This window comes from Enterobacter sp. Ap-1006 (assembly GCF_011752835.1).
Classification (GTDB): domain Bacteria; phylum Pseudomonadota; class Gammaproteobacteria; order Enterobacterales; family Enterobacteriaceae; genus Cedecea.
Genome location: NZ_VWWU01000005.1, coordinates 74,229 through 89,532 on the forward strand (window position 1 = coordinate 74,229; position 15,304 = coordinate 89,532).

General features: G+C 51.8%; 17 protein-coding genes and 2 tRNA genes. 14 read left to right on the forward strand and 5 right to left on the reverse strand.

From position 1 onward, the window contains the following. Positions 1–92: 92 nt before the first annotated feature. From rplU to cgtA, 4 genes are all read left to right on the forward strand, one after another. The gene (gene rplU, locus F3J28_RS16200; RefSeq protein WP_008454812.1) at positions 93–404 is read left to right on the forward strand and encodes a 50S ribosomal protein L21; all 312 of its coding nucleotides are present in this window, start codon (positions 93–95) and stop codon (positions 402–404) included. A gap of 19 nt (positions 405–423) precedes the next feature. Beyond that, positions 424–681, forward strand: a complete 258-nt coding sequence (gene rpmA, locus F3J28_RS16205; RefSeq protein WP_007673187.1) for a 50S ribosomal protein L27 — start codon at positions 424–426, stop codon at positions 679–681. A gap of 91 nt (positions 682–772) precedes the next feature. Next, entirely contained in the window at positions 773–1,738 is a 966-nt protein-coding gene (locus F3J28_RS16210; RefSeq protein WP_166877779.1) for a DMT family transporter, read from the forward strand. A 16-nt stretch (positions 1,739–1,754) separates the two neighbouring features. Then, positions 1,755–2,927 (forward strand): Obg family GTPase CgtA, encoded by a 1,173-nt coding sequence (gene cgtA / locus F3J28_RS16215; RefSeq protein ID WP_039298163.1) that lies wholly within the window; start codon positions 1,755–1,757, stop codon positions 2,925–2,927. 35 nt (positions 2,928–2,962) lie between these two features. Here the strand turns inward: cgtA and pmrB are convergent, their stop codons facing one another. Genes pmrB through dacB form a run of 3 tightly spaced genes read right to left on the reverse strand, consistent with a single transcriptional unit; the run spans position 2,963 to position 6,113 of the window. Next, positions 2,963–4,018: a two-component system sensor histidine kinase PmrB gene (gene pmrB / locus F3J28_RS16220; protein ID WP_166877781.1), complete on the reverse strand. Its 1,056-nt coding sequence runs from the start codon at positions 4,016–4,018 to the stop codon at positions 2,963–2,965. Continuing rightward, the gene (pmrA, locus tag F3J28_RS16225; RefSeq protein WP_008454804.1) at positions 4,015–4,677 is read right to left on the reverse strand and encodes a two-component system response regulator PmrA; all 663 of its coding nucleotides are present in this window, start codon (positions 4,675–4,677) and stop codon (positions 4,015–4,017) included. The genes pmrB and pmrA overlap by 4 nt, the downstream gene beginning before the upstream one ends. 2 nt (positions 4,678–4,679) lie before the next feature. Next, positions 4,680–6,113 (reverse strand): serine-type D-Ala-D-Ala carboxypeptidase, encoded by a 1,434-nt coding sequence (gene dacB / locus F3J28_RS16230; protein ID WP_039305873.1) that lies wholly within the window; start codon positions 6,111–6,113, stop codon positions 4,680–4,682. A gap of 250 nt (positions 6,114–6,363) precedes the next feature. On the opposite strand from dacB, the gene greA reads away from it, so the two are divergent. Then, positions 6,364–6,840, forward strand: coding sequence for a transcription elongation factor GreA (gene greA, locus F3J28_RS16235; RefSeq protein ID WP_008454799.1), 477 nt, complete (start codon positions 6,364–6,366; stop codon positions 6,838–6,840). Between the two features lie 105 nt (positions 6,841–6,945). Here the strand turns inward: greA and yhbY are convergent, their stop codons facing one another. Further along, the gene (gene yhbY / locus F3J28_RS16240) at positions 6,946–7,239 is read right to left on the reverse strand and encodes a ribosome assembly RNA-binding protein YhbY (RefSeq protein ID WP_008454796.1); all 294 of its coding nucleotides are present in this window, start codon (positions 7,237–7,239) and stop codon (positions 6,946–6,948) included. A 126-nt stretch (positions 7,240–7,365) separates the two neighbouring features. Here yhbY and rlmE point away from each other — a divergent pair, with 126 nt between their 5' ends. The 4 genes from rlmE to glmM all read left to right on the forward strand — a co-directional run bounded on the left by rlmE (position 7,366) and on the right by glmM (position 12,266). Further along, complete coding sequence (rlmE, locus tag F3J28_RS16245) at positions 7,366–7,995, forward strand: 23S rRNA (uridine(2552)-2'-O)-methyltransferase RlmE (RefSeq protein ID WP_008454794.1); 630 nt, start codon at positions 7,366–7,368, stop codon at positions 7,993–7,995. Positions 7,996–8,051: 56 nt separating this feature from the next. Continuing rightward, complete coding sequence (ftsH, locus tag F3J28_RS16250; protein ID WP_166877784.1) at positions 8,052–9,989, forward strand: ATP-dependent zinc metalloprotease FtsH; 1,938 nt, start codon at positions 8,052–8,054, stop codon at positions 9,987–9,989. 98 nt (positions 9,990–10,087) lie between these two features. Further along, positions 10,088–10,936, forward strand: coding sequence for a dihydropteroate synthase (gene folP, locus F3J28_RS16255; RefSeq protein WP_166877787.1), 849 nt, complete (start codon positions 10,088–10,090; stop codon positions 10,934–10,936). Further along, positions 10,929–12,266, forward strand: a complete 1,338-nt coding sequence (gene glmM, locus F3J28_RS16260; RefSeq protein ID WP_008454789.1) for a phosphoglucosamine mutase — start codon at positions 10,929–10,931, stop codon at positions 12,264–12,266. The genes folP and glmM overlap by 8 nt, the downstream gene beginning before the upstream one ends. Here the strand turns inward: glmM and F3J28_RS16265 are convergent. After that, entirely contained in the window at positions 12,263–12,436 is a 174-nt protein-coding gene (locus F3J28_RS16265) for a hypothetical protein (RefSeq protein WP_166877791.1), read from the reverse strand. The two genes, glmM and F3J28_RS16265, sit on opposite strands and share 4 nt — an antisense overlap. A 64-nt stretch (positions 12,437–12,500) precedes the next feature. Between F3J28_RS16265 and secG the strand changes: the two genes are divergently transcribed. The 5 genes from secG to nusA all read left to right on the forward strand — a co-directional run bounded on the left by secG (position 12,501) and on the right by nusA (position 15,301). Next, complete coding sequence (secG, locus tag F3J28_RS16270; RefSeq protein WP_038478508.1) at positions 12,501–12,833, forward strand: preprotein translocase subunit SecG; 333 nt, start codon at positions 12,501–12,503, stop codon at positions 12,831–12,833. 49 nt (positions 12,834–12,882) lie between these two features. Beyond that, a tRNA-Leu gene (locus F3J28_RS16275) sits at positions 12,883–12,969 on the forward strand. Between the two features lie 59 nt (positions 12,970–13,028). Next, a tRNA-Met gene (locus tag F3J28_RS16280) sits at positions 13,029–13,105 on the forward strand. 213 nt (positions 13,106–13,318) lie between these two features. Continuing rightward, positions 13,319–13,771, forward strand: a complete 453-nt coding sequence (rimP, locus tag F3J28_RS16285) for a ribosome maturation factor RimP (RefSeq protein ID WP_008454786.1) — start codon at positions 13,319–13,321, stop codon at positions 13,769–13,771. 27 nt (positions 13,772–13,798) lie between these two features. Further along, positions 13,799–15,301, forward strand: coding sequence for a transcription termination factor NusA (gene nusA, locus F3J28_RS16290; RefSeq protein WP_008454785.1), 1,503 nt, complete (start codon positions 13,799–13,801; stop codon positions 15,299–15,301). Positions 15,302–15,304 lie beyond the last annotated feature (3 nt).

Below are 15,304 nucleotides of genomic sequence, written 5' to 3' on the forward strand. Positions count from 1 at the left end.
CTCACGATTTGCGTAATATTCGCGCCCTATTGTGAATATTTATAGCGCTACCTGAAACCTATGTAAGGTAAGCGCGGAAAGCGGAGTTTTATATGTACGCGGTTTTCCAAAGTGGTGGTAAACAACACCGAGTAAGCGAAGGTCAGACCGTTCGCCTGGAAAAGCTGGACATCGCAACTGGCGAAACTGTTGAGTTCGCTGAAGTTCTGATGATCGCAAACGGTGAAGAAGTCAAAATCGGCGTTCCTTTCGTCGATGGTGGCGTTATTAAAGCTGAAGTCGTTGCTCACGGTCGTGGCGAGAAAGTTAAAATCGTTAAGTTCCGTCGCCGTAAACACTATCGTAAGCAAGCGGGCCACCGTCAGTGGTTCACTGATGTGAAAATCACTGGCATCAGCGCCTAAGACCTGAGGAGTAGATTAAATGGCACATAAAAAGGCTGGCGGCTCAACTCGTAACGGTCGCGATTCAGAAGCAAAACGCCTGGGTGTAAAACGCTTTGGTGGTGAAACTGTACTGGCTGGTAGCATCATCGTTCGTCAACGTGGTACCAAATTCCACGCTGGCAACAATGTAGGTTGTGGTCGTGACCACACCCTGTTTGCTAAAGCAGACGGTAAAGTGAAATTCGAAGTTAAAGGCCCGAACAATCGTAAATACATCAGCATCGTTGCTGAGTAAGTTTTTCGGTCCGGTAACGGATGAAAGCCCCGCAACGTGTTGCGGGGCTTTTTACATTGTACGCCTGGTAAATTTAAGACAGGGAATGGGCATGGGGCAGCAGGCGGGAATCGGTATTCTTTTAGCGTTAACCACGGCGATGTGCTGGGGGGCGTTACCCATAGCGATGAAGCAGGTGCTTCCGGTGATGGCGCCACCGACCGTGGTATTTTATCGATTTCTGATGGCCAGTATTGGCCTGGGTATTTTCCTTGCTATTCGGGGGAAATTACCGCCGCTCAGAATGTTCCGTAAGCCCCGGTGGCTAGTGTTGTTAGCGATCGCCACTGGGGGATTATTTGGCAACTTTCTGCTCTTTAGTTCTTCCCTGCAGTATTTAAGTCCTACTGCGTCTCAGGTTATTGGCCAGCTTTCTCCTGTCGGGATGATGGTGGCGAGCGTAGTAGTGCTAAAAGAGAGAATGCGTGGCACGCAGATTATTGGTGCCATGATGCTCTTGTGTGGTCTGGTGATGTTCTTCAACACCAGTCTTGTAGAGATTTTTACCCGCCTGACGGACTACACCCTTGGTGTTATCTTCGGCGTGCTGGCGGCAACGGTTTGGGTCAGCTATGGTGTGGCGCAGAAAGTGTTATTACGCCGGTTAGCCTCACAGCAGATCCTCTTTTTGTTGTACACTTTATGTACTATTGCACTTTTGCCGCTGGCAAAACCTGGTGTGATTTTCCAGCTCAGTAGCTGGCAACTGGCATGTCTGGTTTTTTGCGGTCTGAATACGCTGGTAGGCTATGGCGCGCTCGCTGAGGCGATGGCGCGCTGGCAGGCCTCCCAGGTTAGCGCCATCATTACGCTAACCCCGTTATTTACGTTGCTGTTCTCAGACCTGCTGTCTCAGGCCTGGCCCGAGTATTTCGCCATACCGATGCTTAACCTTGTGGGTTATATCGGGGCTCTCGTGGTTGTGGCTGGTGCGATGTATTCCGCGATTGGCCACCGCCTTTGGGGGCGCTGGCATAAAACCGAAACGGTCACGCCGGTGCAGCGTTCGGGCGAATGATTTACGGAGAAGTAAGATGAAGTTTGTTGATGAAGCAACGATCCTGGTCGTAGCAGGTGATGGCGGTAACGGCTGCGTTAGCTTCCGTCGTGAAAAATATATCCCGAGAGGCGGCCCGGACGGTGGTGATGGTGGTGATGGTGGTGACGTATGGCTTGAAGCCGACGAGAACCTGAATACGCTTATCGATTATCGTTTTGAAAAGGCCTTCCGCGCAGAGCGTGGCCAGAACGGCCAAAGCCGCGATTGTACCGGTAAACGTGGGCATGACGTCACTGTAAAGGTACCAGTGGGGACCCGAGTGATCGATCAGGGCACCGGTGAAACCATGGGCGATATGACGCAGCATGGTCAAAAGCTGATGGTTGCCAAAGGCGGCTGGCACGGTCTGGGTAATACCCGTTTTAAATCCTCCGTAAACCGTACCCCACGTCAGAAAACGATGGGTACTCCGGGTGAAAAACGCGATCTGCAGCTAGAGCTGATGCTACTGGCCGATGTCGGTATGCTGGGTATGCCAAATGCGGGTAAATCTACCTTTATCCGTGCGGTATCTGCAGCGAAGCCAAAAGTGGCTGATTATCCGTTTACTACGCTAGTGCCAAGCCTGGGCGTTGTTCGTATGGACAATGAAAAGAGCTTCGTCGTCGCGGATATCCCGGGGCTTATCGAGGGCGCAGCTGACGGCGCTGGTCTGGGCATTCGCTTCCTTAAGCACCTTGAGCGCTGCCGCGTATTGCTGCATCTCATTGACATTGAACCTATCGATGGCTCTGACCCGGTTGAAAACGCCCGCATCATCGTTGGTGAACTGGAGAAATACAGCGAAAGCCTGGCGTCAAAACCTCGCTGGCTCGTGTTTAACAAAATCGATCTGATGGATAAAGCGCAGGCAGAAGAAAAAGCGAAAGCCATTGCCGAAGCGCTTGGTTGGGAAGGTAAATACTACCTGATCTCTGCTGCCAGCCAGATGGGCGTCAAAGATCTCTGCTGGGATGTGATGACCTTTATCATCGAGAACCCCATTACGGCGGCTGAGGTCGCTAAGCAGCCAGAGAAAGTCGAGTTTATGTGGGATGATTACCATCGCCAACAGCTCGATGAAATGGAAGCTGAAGCAGAAGAAGACTGGGATGACGACTGGGATGATGAAGACGACGAAGGCGTCGAAATTATCTACCAGAAGTAAGTCTCAACGAAGAAGGCCGGTGCTCCCGGCCTTTTTTATTGGATGTTGTTCGGAAGCCAGCAGTCAGCCTGCAAGCCGCCCTCCGCACGATTGCCCAACGCCAGGCGGCCATGGTGAAGTTGAACAATCCGCTGCACAATGTTCAGACCCAGTCCGCTACCGCCATAGCGTTGATCCATACGCCTGAAGGGCTCGGTGATTTGTTGAAGATATTCGTTTTTAATGCCCGGGCCACTGTCGGCCACGCTCAAGAGCGTTCCACCCTCTTTTCCCGTCAATGTCACATGAATTTCGCCTTTTTCCGGGCTATAGCGGGAGGCATTTTCCAGCAGGTTACGCAACATTAAACGCAGCAGCACGGCATCACCTTGCACGGTCAGAGCGGATGCTGCAGGCCAGATTAGCTTTTGCGAGCGCTGTGCCGCCAACTCTTCCATTTCCATTTTAAGCGGCGCAATGATGTCGTCACTCCAGACCAGCGTATTGTAATGCCCGCTGGCCAGAGCTTGCCCGGCGCGCGAAAGCATCAGGAGCTGTTCAATGGTATGCATAAGCTGATCGATACGTGTTAGCAGCATCGGGGCCTGCGCTACCCCATTTTTTACCATCAATTCCAGATGTAACCTGAGGCCAGCAAGCGGTGTTCTCAGTTCATGGGCCGCATCGGCAGTGAATAAGCGCTCCTGTTGAATCGTATGATCCAGCCGGCCAAGCAGCTGGTTGAGGGAATTGGTTACGGCCACCATTTCGTCCATGTCGGAAAACATAGGCAGGGGAGTGAGGTTGTCGGCTGAGCGGTTAGCCAGGCTTGAACGCAGCTGATTCAGCGGGCGGGTTATCCAGGTAATTGCCCAGAAAGAGAAAAACAGCGTAAAGGCAACCATGACCAGAGAAGGCACCAACAGGGAAGCAATCGCTTCACGAATCTCTTTTTCGACCTGCTGGTTTCGGGCTTTTGCGGAGAGCGTTTCACTCACCAAAAAACCAATCTGCTCACGGCTTTCATGCCACAGCCAGACAACGCTAATCAACTGGAAGAAAAGAAGAATAAGCGCCAGCAGGATCATCAGGCGCCGGCGCATGCTGCTCATGAGCGGCTTTCCAGCCGGTAGCCAACGCCGCGCACGGTTTTGATTCTGTCTTTGCCTAATTTTCGGCGTAGGTTGTGAATGTGCACTTCAAGGGTGTTGGAGCCAGGATCGTCCTGCCAGCTGTAAATATCCTGCTGTAGCGTTTCACGGTGGACCGTCTGGCCGATTCGCATCATCAGGCGTGTCAGAAGAGCGAACTCTTTGGGCGTAATTTCTACGGCCTGATTGGCAAGTAGCACCTGCTGAGTCTGTAAGTTGAGGGTTAAATCGTCTTCCTGAAGCAGATTGTCGCTGTGTCCCTGGTAGCGACGGATCAGCGCTCTCGCACGCGCCTGCAATTCTGCAAGCGCAAAAGGCTTAACCAGATAATCATCCGCGCCGGAGTCCAGACCATTTACTCTGTCTTCAAGTGCGTCACGAGCCGTCAGGATAAGCACCGGATTTTTTACCCCACGCCGACGCCATTGACTCAACAGCGTGGCACCGTCTTTGTCCGGGAGCCCCAGGTCGAGAATAATCAGGCTGTATTCACCGCTTTGCAGCAAGGCATCAGCCTCCGCAGCCGTCGCGGCGCAGTCCAGCGCGTAGCCTTCCCCACCTAATGCCAGCGCAAGACCTTCCTGTAACAGTAAATCGTCTTCAACAATAAGCAGTTTCATAACTAGTTATTCTGGTAAATGTCTTTGTAAAGCCGGCTTTCGAAGCGCACTAACGGGATGCGGCGATTACGCTGGTCCGCTGGTTCAACGGCATAACCAGAGAGATACTGCACAAAGGCCATGCGCTGCCCGCTTGCCGTGGTAATGAAGCCAGCCAGATTATAAACACCCTGTAACGAACCCGTTTTCGCCGACACTTTCCCATCCACGCCTGCCTGATGTAGGCCGGCACGATACTGCAGAGAGCCATCGTAGCCCGCGAGCGGCAGCATAGAGATAAAGTTTAGCTGATTATCGTTCTGCGCGATGTATTGCAGCACCTGCATCATTGTGGCCGGTGAAATCAGGTTATGACGCGAAAGGCCTGAACCATCGACGACAATACTGTTCCCCAAATCTACGCCTGCTTTTTGGCGCAATATCTGGCGTACAGCATCAGCACCTGCCCGCCAGGTGCCAGGAACTCCCAGCCGGTTATGTCCGATGGTCCTGAATACGGTATCGGCAATCATGTTATCGGATTTCTTGAGCATGATTTTAAGCAGGTCATGCAACGGGGCTGACTGTTTGCTGGCTATCACCGTGCCCGGTTCGTTGGGTTGAGTCTGGCGCAGCAGTGTTCCGCTATAGCTGATCCCTGCCTGCTTCAGTTCATCTTTAATGATGGCACCTGCATAGCTTGCACCATCCTGAATGGCAAAGGCTAAGGGCAGCGGATCGGCGCGTTGTGTAAGGCAGCCGGTAAGCGTATAGCGGTTGAGATCGCCCGGGACAACATCCAGTTCGCAGTATTGGGCGTCAGGAGAACCTTTGGCCAGCGTTCTGACCTGACTAAACATCACGACCGGATAGTACGAAGCAATGCGGATATAGGCTAAATCGTCAGCTTTTGGGGCGCTGTATAAGGAAATAGAGAAGCAGTTACGGTCCACGATGGCGGCGGCGGGTGGTGCGCTGAAGCACTGTGTCATGTCGTTCCACGGCCAGCCCGGTGCTTTATCGTGGCTGGCGAAAATAGACGTGTCGACCAGCACGTTGCCCTTAATCTGTTGGACGCCCGCTTTTTTTAATTCGGCAACCATGTTGCGAATATCCTGACGCTTTAGCGTAGGATCCCCGCCGAAACGAGCGATAAGATCGCCGTTAAGTACGCCATTATCGATTTGAGCACGGCTTTCCAGCGTGGTGGTAAAACGAAAATCCGGGCCCAACTGAAGGAGCGCCGCTAGCGCCGTAATCACTTTCTGCGTACTGGCAGGCAGAGCCATTTGTTGGCTGTGATAATCAATGAACGGGCTTGTCGCACCGACTTTTTGTACCATCAGCGCCAGGTTCGCCCCGTCAGGCAACTGGGAGGTGTACTCTTCAACGTTCGCAGCCTGAACATTGATGGCTACGGCAGCGGTCAACCCAATGACAAATCTCAAAAATCGCATAATCTCGCGGTAACGGCCTGGAAACGTGACCGCCATACTACGGTGCATTATGGTGCAAAGTAAACGATGACCCTCAGGGAACTCCAGGGTAAAATACCGGTCAATTTGAAAACTGTTACTGACCTGGAGTCATCACCCCGGGTTGGTTTTCTTTTATTTGTTGCCGGAGAGACTTGCGTTACCGGCCATGCTCTTAAGCCAGCACGGTGTTTACCCTGCTGCAGAGGACTGATTTTAAGAGGTATAACAAATGCAACCTATTCCAATGACCTTACGTGGCGCTGAACAACTCCGCGAAGAACTGGATTTCCTGAAGTCCGTTCGTCGCCCTGAAATCATTGCTGCGATTGCTGAAGCTCGCGAGCATGGCGATCTGAAAGAAAACGCTGAATATCATGCCGCGCGTGAGCAGCAGGGCTTTTGCGAAGGCCGCATCCAGGATATCGAAGCGAAGCTTTCTAATGCTCAGGTGATCGACGTCACAAGAATGCCAAATAACGGCCGTGTGATCTTTGGTACTACCGTAACAGTATTGAACCTGGACAGTGATGAAGAGCTTACTTATCGCATCGTTGGCGACGATGAGGCTGATTTTAAAAAGAATCTTATTTCTGTAAACTCGCCTATTGCTCGCGGTCTTGTGGGCAAGGAATGCGACGATGTTGTCGTAATTCGCACGCCGGGCGGTGATGTCGAATTCGAAATCTTAAAAGTAGAATATTTGTAATTTTTACTACGCTGGCTAAAGGGTTGGCGTATTGTAAAGAAAAGAAAAAGGCCGCATAGCGGCCTTTTATCAACGAACATAGCGTGGCATTTTGCACACCTCTGCTTATTTCGGCAGAGAAATCTTACGCTCTTTAGAAGGGCGGTAGAGCACCAGCGTTTTACCGATGACCTGTACATTACAGGCGCCGGTTTCCCGCACGATGGCATCCACAATTAAGGTTTTGGTTTCGCGATCTTCCGTTGCGATCTTCACCTTGATTAATTCATGGTGCTCAAGCGCTTGTTCAATCTCGGCCAGTACCCCTTCGGTCAAACCATTATTGCCAAGCATAACCACCGGCTTGAGCGGATGGGCCAGACCTTTTAGGTGCTGTTTTTGTTTAGTACTCAGATTCATCGTATTTTTTGCTTACGTTGGGATTGAAAACGGTTCATTCTACCGCCATCTCCAGTGTATCGCCAAATCGGCTGTGCTGATTGTTAGTTAGCCTGCTATTCACGATGAACAAAGTTGGATATTGAGATGACAGGTAAGAAGCGTTCTGCCAGCTCCAGTCGCTGGCTGCAGGAACACTTTAGCGATAAATATGTTCAACAGGCACAGAAAAAGGGGTTGCGGTCCCGTGCCTGGTTTAAACTTGATGAAATACAGCAAAGTGACAAACTTTTTAAGCCAGGAATGACTATTGTTGATCTTGGTGCTGCACCCGGCGGGTGGTCACAATATGTCGTGACGCAAATCGGGAATCAGGGGCGAATCATCGCTTGCGATCTTTTACCAATGGATCCTATCGTTGGTGTGGACTTCCTTCAGGGCGATTTTCGTGATGAATTAGTCGTCAAGGCCCTGCTGGAACGTGTTGGTGACAGTAAAGTGCAGGTTGTCATGTCAGATATGGCGCCAAACATGAGCGGGACACCGGCAGTCGATATTCCCCGCGCTATGTACTTGGTTGAACTGGCACTGGAAATGTGTCGGGACGTGCTGGCGCCGGGTGGTAGTTTTGTAGTGAAAGTGTTTCAGGGCGAAGGTTTCGATGAATACCTGCGAGAAATTCGCTCCCTGTTTACGACGGTTAAAGTTCGTAAACCGGACTCTTCTCGTGCCCGCTCACGTGAAGTGTACATTGTAGCGACCGGGCGCAAACTATAGTACCCTGACGCTGTTTGTTAACACAGTTGTAATATGAGGTTAATCCCTTGAGTGACATGGCGAAAAACCTAATACTCTGGCTGGTCATTGCCGTTGTGCTAATGTCTGTATTCCAGAGCTTTGGGCCCAGCGAGTCAAATGGCCGTAGGGTGGATTACTCCACTTTCCTGTCTGAAGTTAATCAGGACCAGGTTCGCGAAGCGCGCATCAACGGACGTGAAATCAACGTTACCAAGAAAGATAGTAACCGATACACGACTTACATCCCCGTTAATGATCCCAAGCTGCTTGATAATCTGATTACCAAGAACGTGAAAGTTGTGGGCGAACCGCCTGAAGAGCAGAGTCTGCTGGCAACTATCTTCATTTCCTGGTTCCCAATGCTGCTGCTGATTGGGGTCTGGATCTTCTTTATGCGTCAAATGCAGGGCGGCGGTGGCAAAGGTGCCATGTCGTTCGGTAAGAGCAAGGCGCGCATGCTAACGGAAGACCAAATCAAAACCACCTTTGCTGACGTCGCTGGCTGTGATGAAGCGAAAGAAGAGGTGGGTGAGCTGGTTGAATACCTCCGTGAGCCGAGCCGCTTCCAGAAACTGGGCGGTAAAATCCCGAAAGGCGTCCTGATGGTCGGCCCTCCGGGTACGGGTAAAACGCTGCTGGCAAAAGCGATTGCTGGCGAAGCGAAAGTACCGTTCTTCACAATTTCCGGTTCTGACTTTGTTGAAATGTTCGTTGGTGTTGGTGCATCCCGTGTGCGTGACATGTTCGAACAGGCCAAAAAAGCGGCACCTTGTATTATCTTCATCGATGAAATCGATGCCGTAGGTCGTCAGCGTGGCGCTGGCTTGGGTGGCGGTCACGACGAACGTGAACAAACCCTGAACCAGATGCTGGTTGAAATGGATGGCTTTGAAGGTAACGAAGGGATCATCGTTATTGCGGCAACTAACCGTCCTGACGTGCTTGACCCTGCGCTGCTGCGTCCTGGTCGTTTCGACCGTCAGGTTGTCGTCGGTCTGCCAGATGTTCGTGGCCGTGAGCAAATCTTGAAAGTTCATATGCGTCGCGTACCGCTTGCACCGGACATCGATGCCGCGATTATCGCTCGTGGTACACCTGGCTTCTCCGGTGCCGATTTGGCTAACCTGGTAAACGAAGCTGCGCTGTTTGCTGCTCGCGGTAACAAGCGTGTGGTGTCTATGGTTGAATTCGAGAAAGCGAAAGACAAAATCATGATGGGGGCAGAACGCCGCTCCATGGTGATGACGGAAGCGCAGAAAGAATCGACTGCTTATCACGAAGCAGGCCATGCGATTATCGGTCGCCTGGTACCGGAGCACGATCCGGTCCATAAGGTGACGATTATCCCTCGTGGCCGCGCGCTGGGTGTGACCTTCTTCCTGCCTGAAGGCGACGCAATTAGCGCCAGCCGTCAGAAACTGGAAAGTCAGATTTCCACGCTGTATGGCGGCCGTCTGGCTGAAGAGATTATCTACGGGGCAGAACATGTTTCTACCGGTGCGTCGAACGACATTAAAGTGGCGACTAACCTGGCTCGTAACATGGTGACCCAGTGGGGCTTCTCCGACAAACTTGGCCCGCTGCTGTATGCGGAAGAAGACGGTGAAGTATTCCTGGGCCGTTCAGTGGCAAAAGCGAAGCATATGTCTGATGAGACTGCGCGTATCATCGATCAGGAAGTTAAATCCCTGATTGAACGCAACTATGCTCGTGCACGCCAGTTGCTGAATGAAAACATGGATATTCTGCACACCATGAAAGACGCATTGATGAAGTATGAAACCATCGATGCCCCGCAGATTGACGACCTGATGGCGCGCCGTGAAGTTCGCCCGCCAGCAGGATGGGAAGATGCGAGCAAAAACAACAATAACTCTGACAACAACGGTACCCCGAATGCGCCACGTCCGGTTGATGAACCACGTACGCCAAATCCGGGCAACACGATGTCTGAGCAACTGGGCGACAAATAAGACGCTCGCGCAGATGTTTTTGCAGTAATCTATAAACCCCGGGCCTGCCCCGGGGTTTTTGTTTTTGTACAGCCTAAGACGAACGCAAAGGAAGAAGAATGAAACTCACCGCGCAAGGCTCCACGCTGGATCTCTCGCATCCTCACGTCATGGGGATTTTAAACGTCACGCCGGACTCCTTTTCCGACGGTGGTCAGCACAACTCCCTGGTTGAGGCCCTCAAGCATGCAAATGCGATGATCAATGCCGGGGCGACAATCATCGACGTTGGCGGAGAGTCAACCCGGCCTGGCGCGGCAGAGGTGAGCACAGAAGAAGAACTTGAGCGCGTTATTCCGGTGGTCGAAGCGATCGCTCAACGGTTTGAAGTCTGGGTCTCAGTGGATACATCAAAAGCCGAAGTTATTCGCGAATCTGCACGAGTAGGGGCGCATCTTATCAACGATATTCGTTCCTTAACGGAACCAGGTGCGCTAGCTGCCGCAGCGGAAACGGGGCTCCCTGTTTGCCTGATGCATATGCAGGGCCAACCGAAAACGATGCAACAGGCACCACAGTACGATGACGTATTTGTCGATGTGAATCGCTTTTTTGTGGAGCACATTGCCCGCTGCGAAGCCGCAGGGATTTCAAAAGATAAATTGCTGCTCGACCCGGGCTTTGGTTTCGGTAAGAATCTCTCCCACAATTATCAGTTATTGGCTCGCCTTTCGGAATTTCATCACTACGGTATGCCGCTGTTGGTAGGAATGTCCCGTAAATCGATGGTCGGGCAACTGCTTAATGTTGGCCCGGATCAGCGCCTGAGCGGTAGCCTTGCCTGCGCGGTGATTGCTGCGATGCAGGGGGCTCAAATTCTTCGCGTTCATGACGTAAAAGAGACTGTTGAAGCTATGCGCGTGGTCGAAGCTACGCTTTCAGTGAAGGAAAACAAATACTATGAGTAACCGTAAATATTTTGGCACCGATGGTATCCGTGGTCGCGTGGGCGATGCACCTATTACCCCTGATTTTGTTCTGAAGCTTGGCTGGGCTGCGGGTAAAGTCCTGGCTCGTCATGGTTCGCGTAAGATTATTATCGGTAAGGACACGCGTATTTCCGGCTACATGCTGGAATCTGCACTGGAAGCAGGCCTGGCTGCAGCCGGGTTGTCTGCTTCGTTTACTGGTCCAATGCCTACGCCTGCGGTTGCTTATTTAACTCGTACATTCCGCGCTGAAGCCGGGATTGTTATCTCCGCCTCACACAACCCGTTCTATGACAACGGTATAAAATTCTTCTCGATCGACGGGACTAAACTGCCGGATGAGGTCGAAGAAGCTATTGAAGCGGAGATGGAAAAAGAGATCACCTGCGTGGATTCGGCGGAGTTGGGTAAAGCCAGCCGTATTGTCGATGCAGCAGGGCGGTATATTGAATTCTGCAAAGGCACGTTCCCGAACGAACTGAGCCTTAATGGCCTTAAAATCGTCGTAGACTGCGCCAACGGCGCGACTTACCACATTGCCCCGAATGTATTGCGTGAACTGGGTGCAAAAGTCATTGCCATCGGCTGTGAGCCGGATGGGGTGAATATTAATGAAAAATGCGGTGCGACCGATGTGCGTATGCTGCAAGAGCGCGTGCTGGCGGAAAAAGCCGATCTCGGCATCGCGTTTGACGGCGACGGCGACCGGGTAATTATGGTGGATAACCAGGGACTTAAAGTCGATGGCGATCAGATCCTTTATATCGTTGCCCGGGAAGGATTACGTCAGGGGCAGCTTCGCGGCGGTGCCGTGGGTACGCTAATGAGTAATATGGGACTTGAAGTCGCGCTGAAGCAGTTGGGTATTCCTTTTGCCCGCGCGAAAGTTGGCGACCGCTATGTTCTGGAAAAACTGCAGGAGAAAGGCTGGCGAATTGGGGCTGAAAACTCCGGTCACGTCATTCTGCTGGACCAAACCACCACCGGTGACGGCATAGTCGCAGGTTTGCAAGTGCTTACCGCAATGGTTCGTAACCATATGAGCCTGCACGATCTCTGCAGCGGAATGAAATTGTTCCCGCAGATTCTGGTTAACGTTCGCTTTACCGCAGGCAGCGGCGATCCGCTTGAAAACGAAGAGGTCAAGCGCGTTACGGCTGAAGTGGAAGCTGCATTGGGCAGCCGTGGCCGGGTGTTGCTGCGTAAATCCGGAACGGAGCCACTCATTCGCGTGATGGTCGAGGGTGAAGATGAAGCTCAGGTTACCGCGTTTGCTCATCAGATCGCAGACGCAGTGAAGGCCGTTTAATATTTTTTCTTCGCAAACTGATTGAAAAGGCGGCAGTTGCCGCCTGTTTCTTTGGTGGAAATCGCTTGTTTGCTGTTTTTTTCCGCAGTCAGTGCATTGTTAATAAATTGCCCTTGCGCACCAGTCTGGCTTTGGTTAGTATTCTCACCCGCTTCAGTGGGTAATGACAAACGTATCCGCTTAACTGGTTTGAAGCAATTGGCGTGCGGTAACCCCGCAAGGAACAGGTTGATTATGTACGAAGCTCTTTTGGTTGTTTTCCTTATTGTAGCGTTGGGCCTTGTAGGTCTTATCATGCTGCAGCAAGGTAAAGGCGCTGATATGGGAGCCTCCTTCGGAGCAGGCGCTTCCGCTACGTTATTCGGTTCAAGTGGTTCTGGTAACTTCATGACCCGCATGACCGGTGTGCTCGCAACGTTGTTCTTTATTCTGAGCCTGGTTCTGGGTAACCTCAGCACCAACAAAACCAGTAAAGGAAGCGAGTGGGAAAATTTAAGTCAGCCAGCACAAACTGAGCAGACTGCGCCAGCGGCACCTACCAAGCCGAGCAGCGATATCCCGCAGTAAGTTTGTCAGCTTCAATGCGGTGACATGAAGGTTACCGTGTTCAAAGAGTGCCGAGGTGGTGGAATTGGTAGACACGCTACCTTGAGGTGGTAGTGCCCGATTGGGCTTACGGGTTCAAGTCCCGTCCTCGGTACCAAATCCTAGCAATTCTTGCATTTAATGCAATTCTGGCGTAGTATTTGCCACGTTTTCGGACGCGGGGTGGAGCAGCCTGGTAGCTCGTCGGGCTCATAACCCGAAGGTCGTCGGTTCAAATCCGGCCCCCGCAACCACTTTCCCTGAGAGTTCTTTTTCAAATATACTGTGAACACCAGTTTCGGTGCCTTCGCGAAGAATTTAGAAAAAAATTCTCCTGGACGGTGTCCGGGCCGCAGTTGCGGCATACAGGGTTCAGTTATATAAAGCCCCGATTTATCGGGGTTTTTTGTTATCTGACTTTAGAATAACTGGGCTATATGCCCTTTTTTTATGTCTTGGGGGTGGGCTTGTCCACATTAGAGCAAAAATTAACAGAGATGATTTCAGCACCGGTCGAAGCACTGGGCTATGAACTTGTAGGCATCGAATTTGTTCGGGGCCGCACGTCTACGCTGCGCATCTATATTGATAGTGAAGATGGCATCAATGTTGATGATTGTGCTGATGTCAGTCACCAGGTCAGTGCCGTACTGGATGTCGAAGATCCCATCACCGTGGCCTATAACCTGGAAGTGTCCTCACCTGGCCTCGATCGCCCAATGTTCACCGCAGAACACTACGTTCGTTTTACCGGCGAAGAAGTGAGCATTGTATTGCGTATGGCTGTACAAAACCGCCGCAAATGGCAGGGTATTATTAAAGCCGTAGACGGTGAGATGATCACGGTAACGGTCGAAGGAAAAGACGAAGTGTTCGCGCTGAGCAACATCCAGAAAGCGAACCTGGTACCCCACTTTTAATAGTTTGGATTGAGGTGAAAACCCAGGATGAACAAAGAAATTTTGGCTGTTGTTGAAGCAGTTTCCAACGAAAAAGCGCTGCCGCGTGAGAAGATTTTCGAAGCGCTGGAAAGTGCGCTGGCAACGGCGACCAAGAAAAAATACGAGCAAGAAATTGACGTTCGCGTTGAGATCGACCGCAAAAGCGGTGATTTCGATACCTTCCGCCGCTGGGTTATCGTTGAAGAAGTCACTCAACCTACGCGTGAAATCACTCTCGAAGCGGCTCAGTTTGAAGATCCGGCTCTCGGCCTCGGCGATTATGTTGAAGACGAAATTGAGTCCGTCACCTTTGACCGTATCACCACTCAAACTGCGAAGCAGGTTATCGTGCAGAAGGTTCGCGAAGCCGAACGTGCGATGGTAGTAGATCAGTTCCGCGATCAGGAAGGTGAGATTGTTACCGGTGTAGTGAAAAAAGTTAACCGCGACAATATCTCCCTTGAACTGAAATCGGAAGGCATGTCCGGCAACGCTGAAGCTGTGATTCTGCGTGAAGATATGCTGCCACGTGAAAACTTCCGCCCGGGCGACCGCATTCGCGGCGTGCTTTACGCAGTACGTCCTGAAGCTCGCGGTGCGCAGTTGTTCGTTAGCCGTTCCAAACCTGAAATGCTGATCGAACTGTTCCGCATTGAAGTGCCGGAAATCGGTGAAGAAGTTATCGAAATTAAAGCCGCCGCACGCGATCCTGGCTCTCGCGCCAAAATCGCCGTGAAAACAAACGACAAACGTATCGATCCGGTCGGTGCTTGCGTTGGTATGCGCGGTGCGCGCGTTCAGGCGGTTTCTACTGAGTTAGGCGGTGAGCGTATTGATATCGTGCTGTGGGACGACAACCCGGCGCAGTTTGTTATCAACGCAATGGCACCGGCCGACGTAGCATCCATTGTTGTCGACGAAGACAAACATACGATGGATATCGCGGTAGAGGCAGGCAACCTGGCACAGGCCATTGGCCGTAACGGTCAGAACGTTCGCCTGGCATCACAGCTGAGCGGCTGGGAACTCAACGTTATGACCGTTGATGACCTGCAGGCTAAACATCAGGCTGAAGCGCATGCGGCTATTGATACCTTTACCAAATACCTCGATATTGACGAGGATTTCGCCACCGTGTTGGTCGAAGAAGGTTTCTCCACGCTTGAAGAACTGGCCTATGTGCCAATGAAAGAGCTGCTGGAAATCGACGGCCTTGATGAAGATACCGTGGAAGCATTACGCGATCGCGCTAAAAACGCGCTCACCACACTGGCTCTTGCACAAGAAGAGAGCCTTGGCGATAAAAAACCTACTGAGGATCTGCTGAACCTCGAAGGGATGGATCGCCCGCTGGCCTTTAAACTGGCTGCTCGTGGTGTTAGCTCGCTGGAAGACCTTGCCGAGCAAGGTGTTGACGACCTGTCTGATATCGAAGGCTTAACGGATGAGAAAGCCGGCGAGTTGATCATGGCAGCGCGTAACATTTGCTGGTTTGGCGGCGAAGCGTAATAA

Excerpts from the sequence above, each read along its gene's own strand:
- rplU (WP_008454812.1), top strand. The coding sequence starts at position 93 with ATGTACGCGGTTTTCCAAAGTGGTGGTAAACAACACCGAGTAAGCGAA.
- rpmA (WP_007673187.1), top strand. The coding sequence starts at position 424 with ATGGCACATAAAAAGGCTGGCGGCTCAACTCGTAACGGTCGCGATTCA.
- F3J28_RS16210 (WP_166877779.1), top strand. The coding sequence starts at position 773 with ATGGGGCAGCAGGCGGGAATCGGTATTCTTTTAGCGTTAACCACGGCG.
- cgtA (WP_039298163.1), top strand. The coding sequence starts at position 1,755 with ATGAAGTTTGTTGATGAAGCAACGATCCTGGTCGTAGCAGGTGATGGC.
- pmrB (WP_166877781.1), bottom strand. The coding sequence starts at position 4,018 with ATGAGCAGCATGCGCCGGCGCCTGATGATCCTGCTGGCGCTTATTCTT.
- pmrA (WP_008454804.1), bottom strand. The coding sequence starts at position 4,677 with ATGAAACTGCTTATTGTTGAAGACGATTTACTGTTACAGGAAGGTCTT.
- dacB (WP_039305873.1), bottom strand. The coding sequence starts at position 6,113 with ATGCGATTTTTGAGATTTGTCATTGGGTTGACCGCTGCCGTAGCCATC.
- greA (WP_008454799.1), top strand. The coding sequence starts at position 6,364 with ATGCAACCTATTCCAATGACCTTACGTGGCGCTGAACAACTCCGCGAA.
- yhbY (WP_008454796.1), bottom strand. The coding sequence starts at position 7,239 with ATGAATCTGAGTACTAAACAAAAACAGCACCTAAAAGGTCTGGCCCAT.
- rlmE (WP_008454794.1), top strand. The coding sequence starts at position 7,366 with ATGACAGGTAAGAAGCGTTCTGCCAGCTCCAGTCGCTGGCTGCAGGAA.
- ftsH (WP_166877784.1), top strand. The coding sequence starts at position 8,052 with ATGGCGAAAAACCTAATACTCTGGCTGGTCATTGCCGTTGTGCTAATG.
- folP (WP_166877787.1), top strand. The coding sequence starts at position 10,088 with ATGAAACTCACCGCGCAAGGCTCCACGCTGGATCTCTCGCATCCTCAC.
- glmM (WP_008454789.1), top strand. The coding sequence starts at position 10,929 with ATGAGTAACCGTAAATATTTTGGCACCGATGGTATCCGTGGTCGCGTG.
- secG (WP_038478508.1), top strand. The coding sequence starts at position 12,501 with ATGTACGAAGCTCTTTTGGTTGTTTTCCTTATTGTAGCGTTGGGCCTT.
- nusA (WP_008454785.1), top strand. The coding sequence starts at position 13,799 with ATGAACAAAGAAATTTTGGCTGTTGTTGAAGCAGTTTCCAACGAAAAA.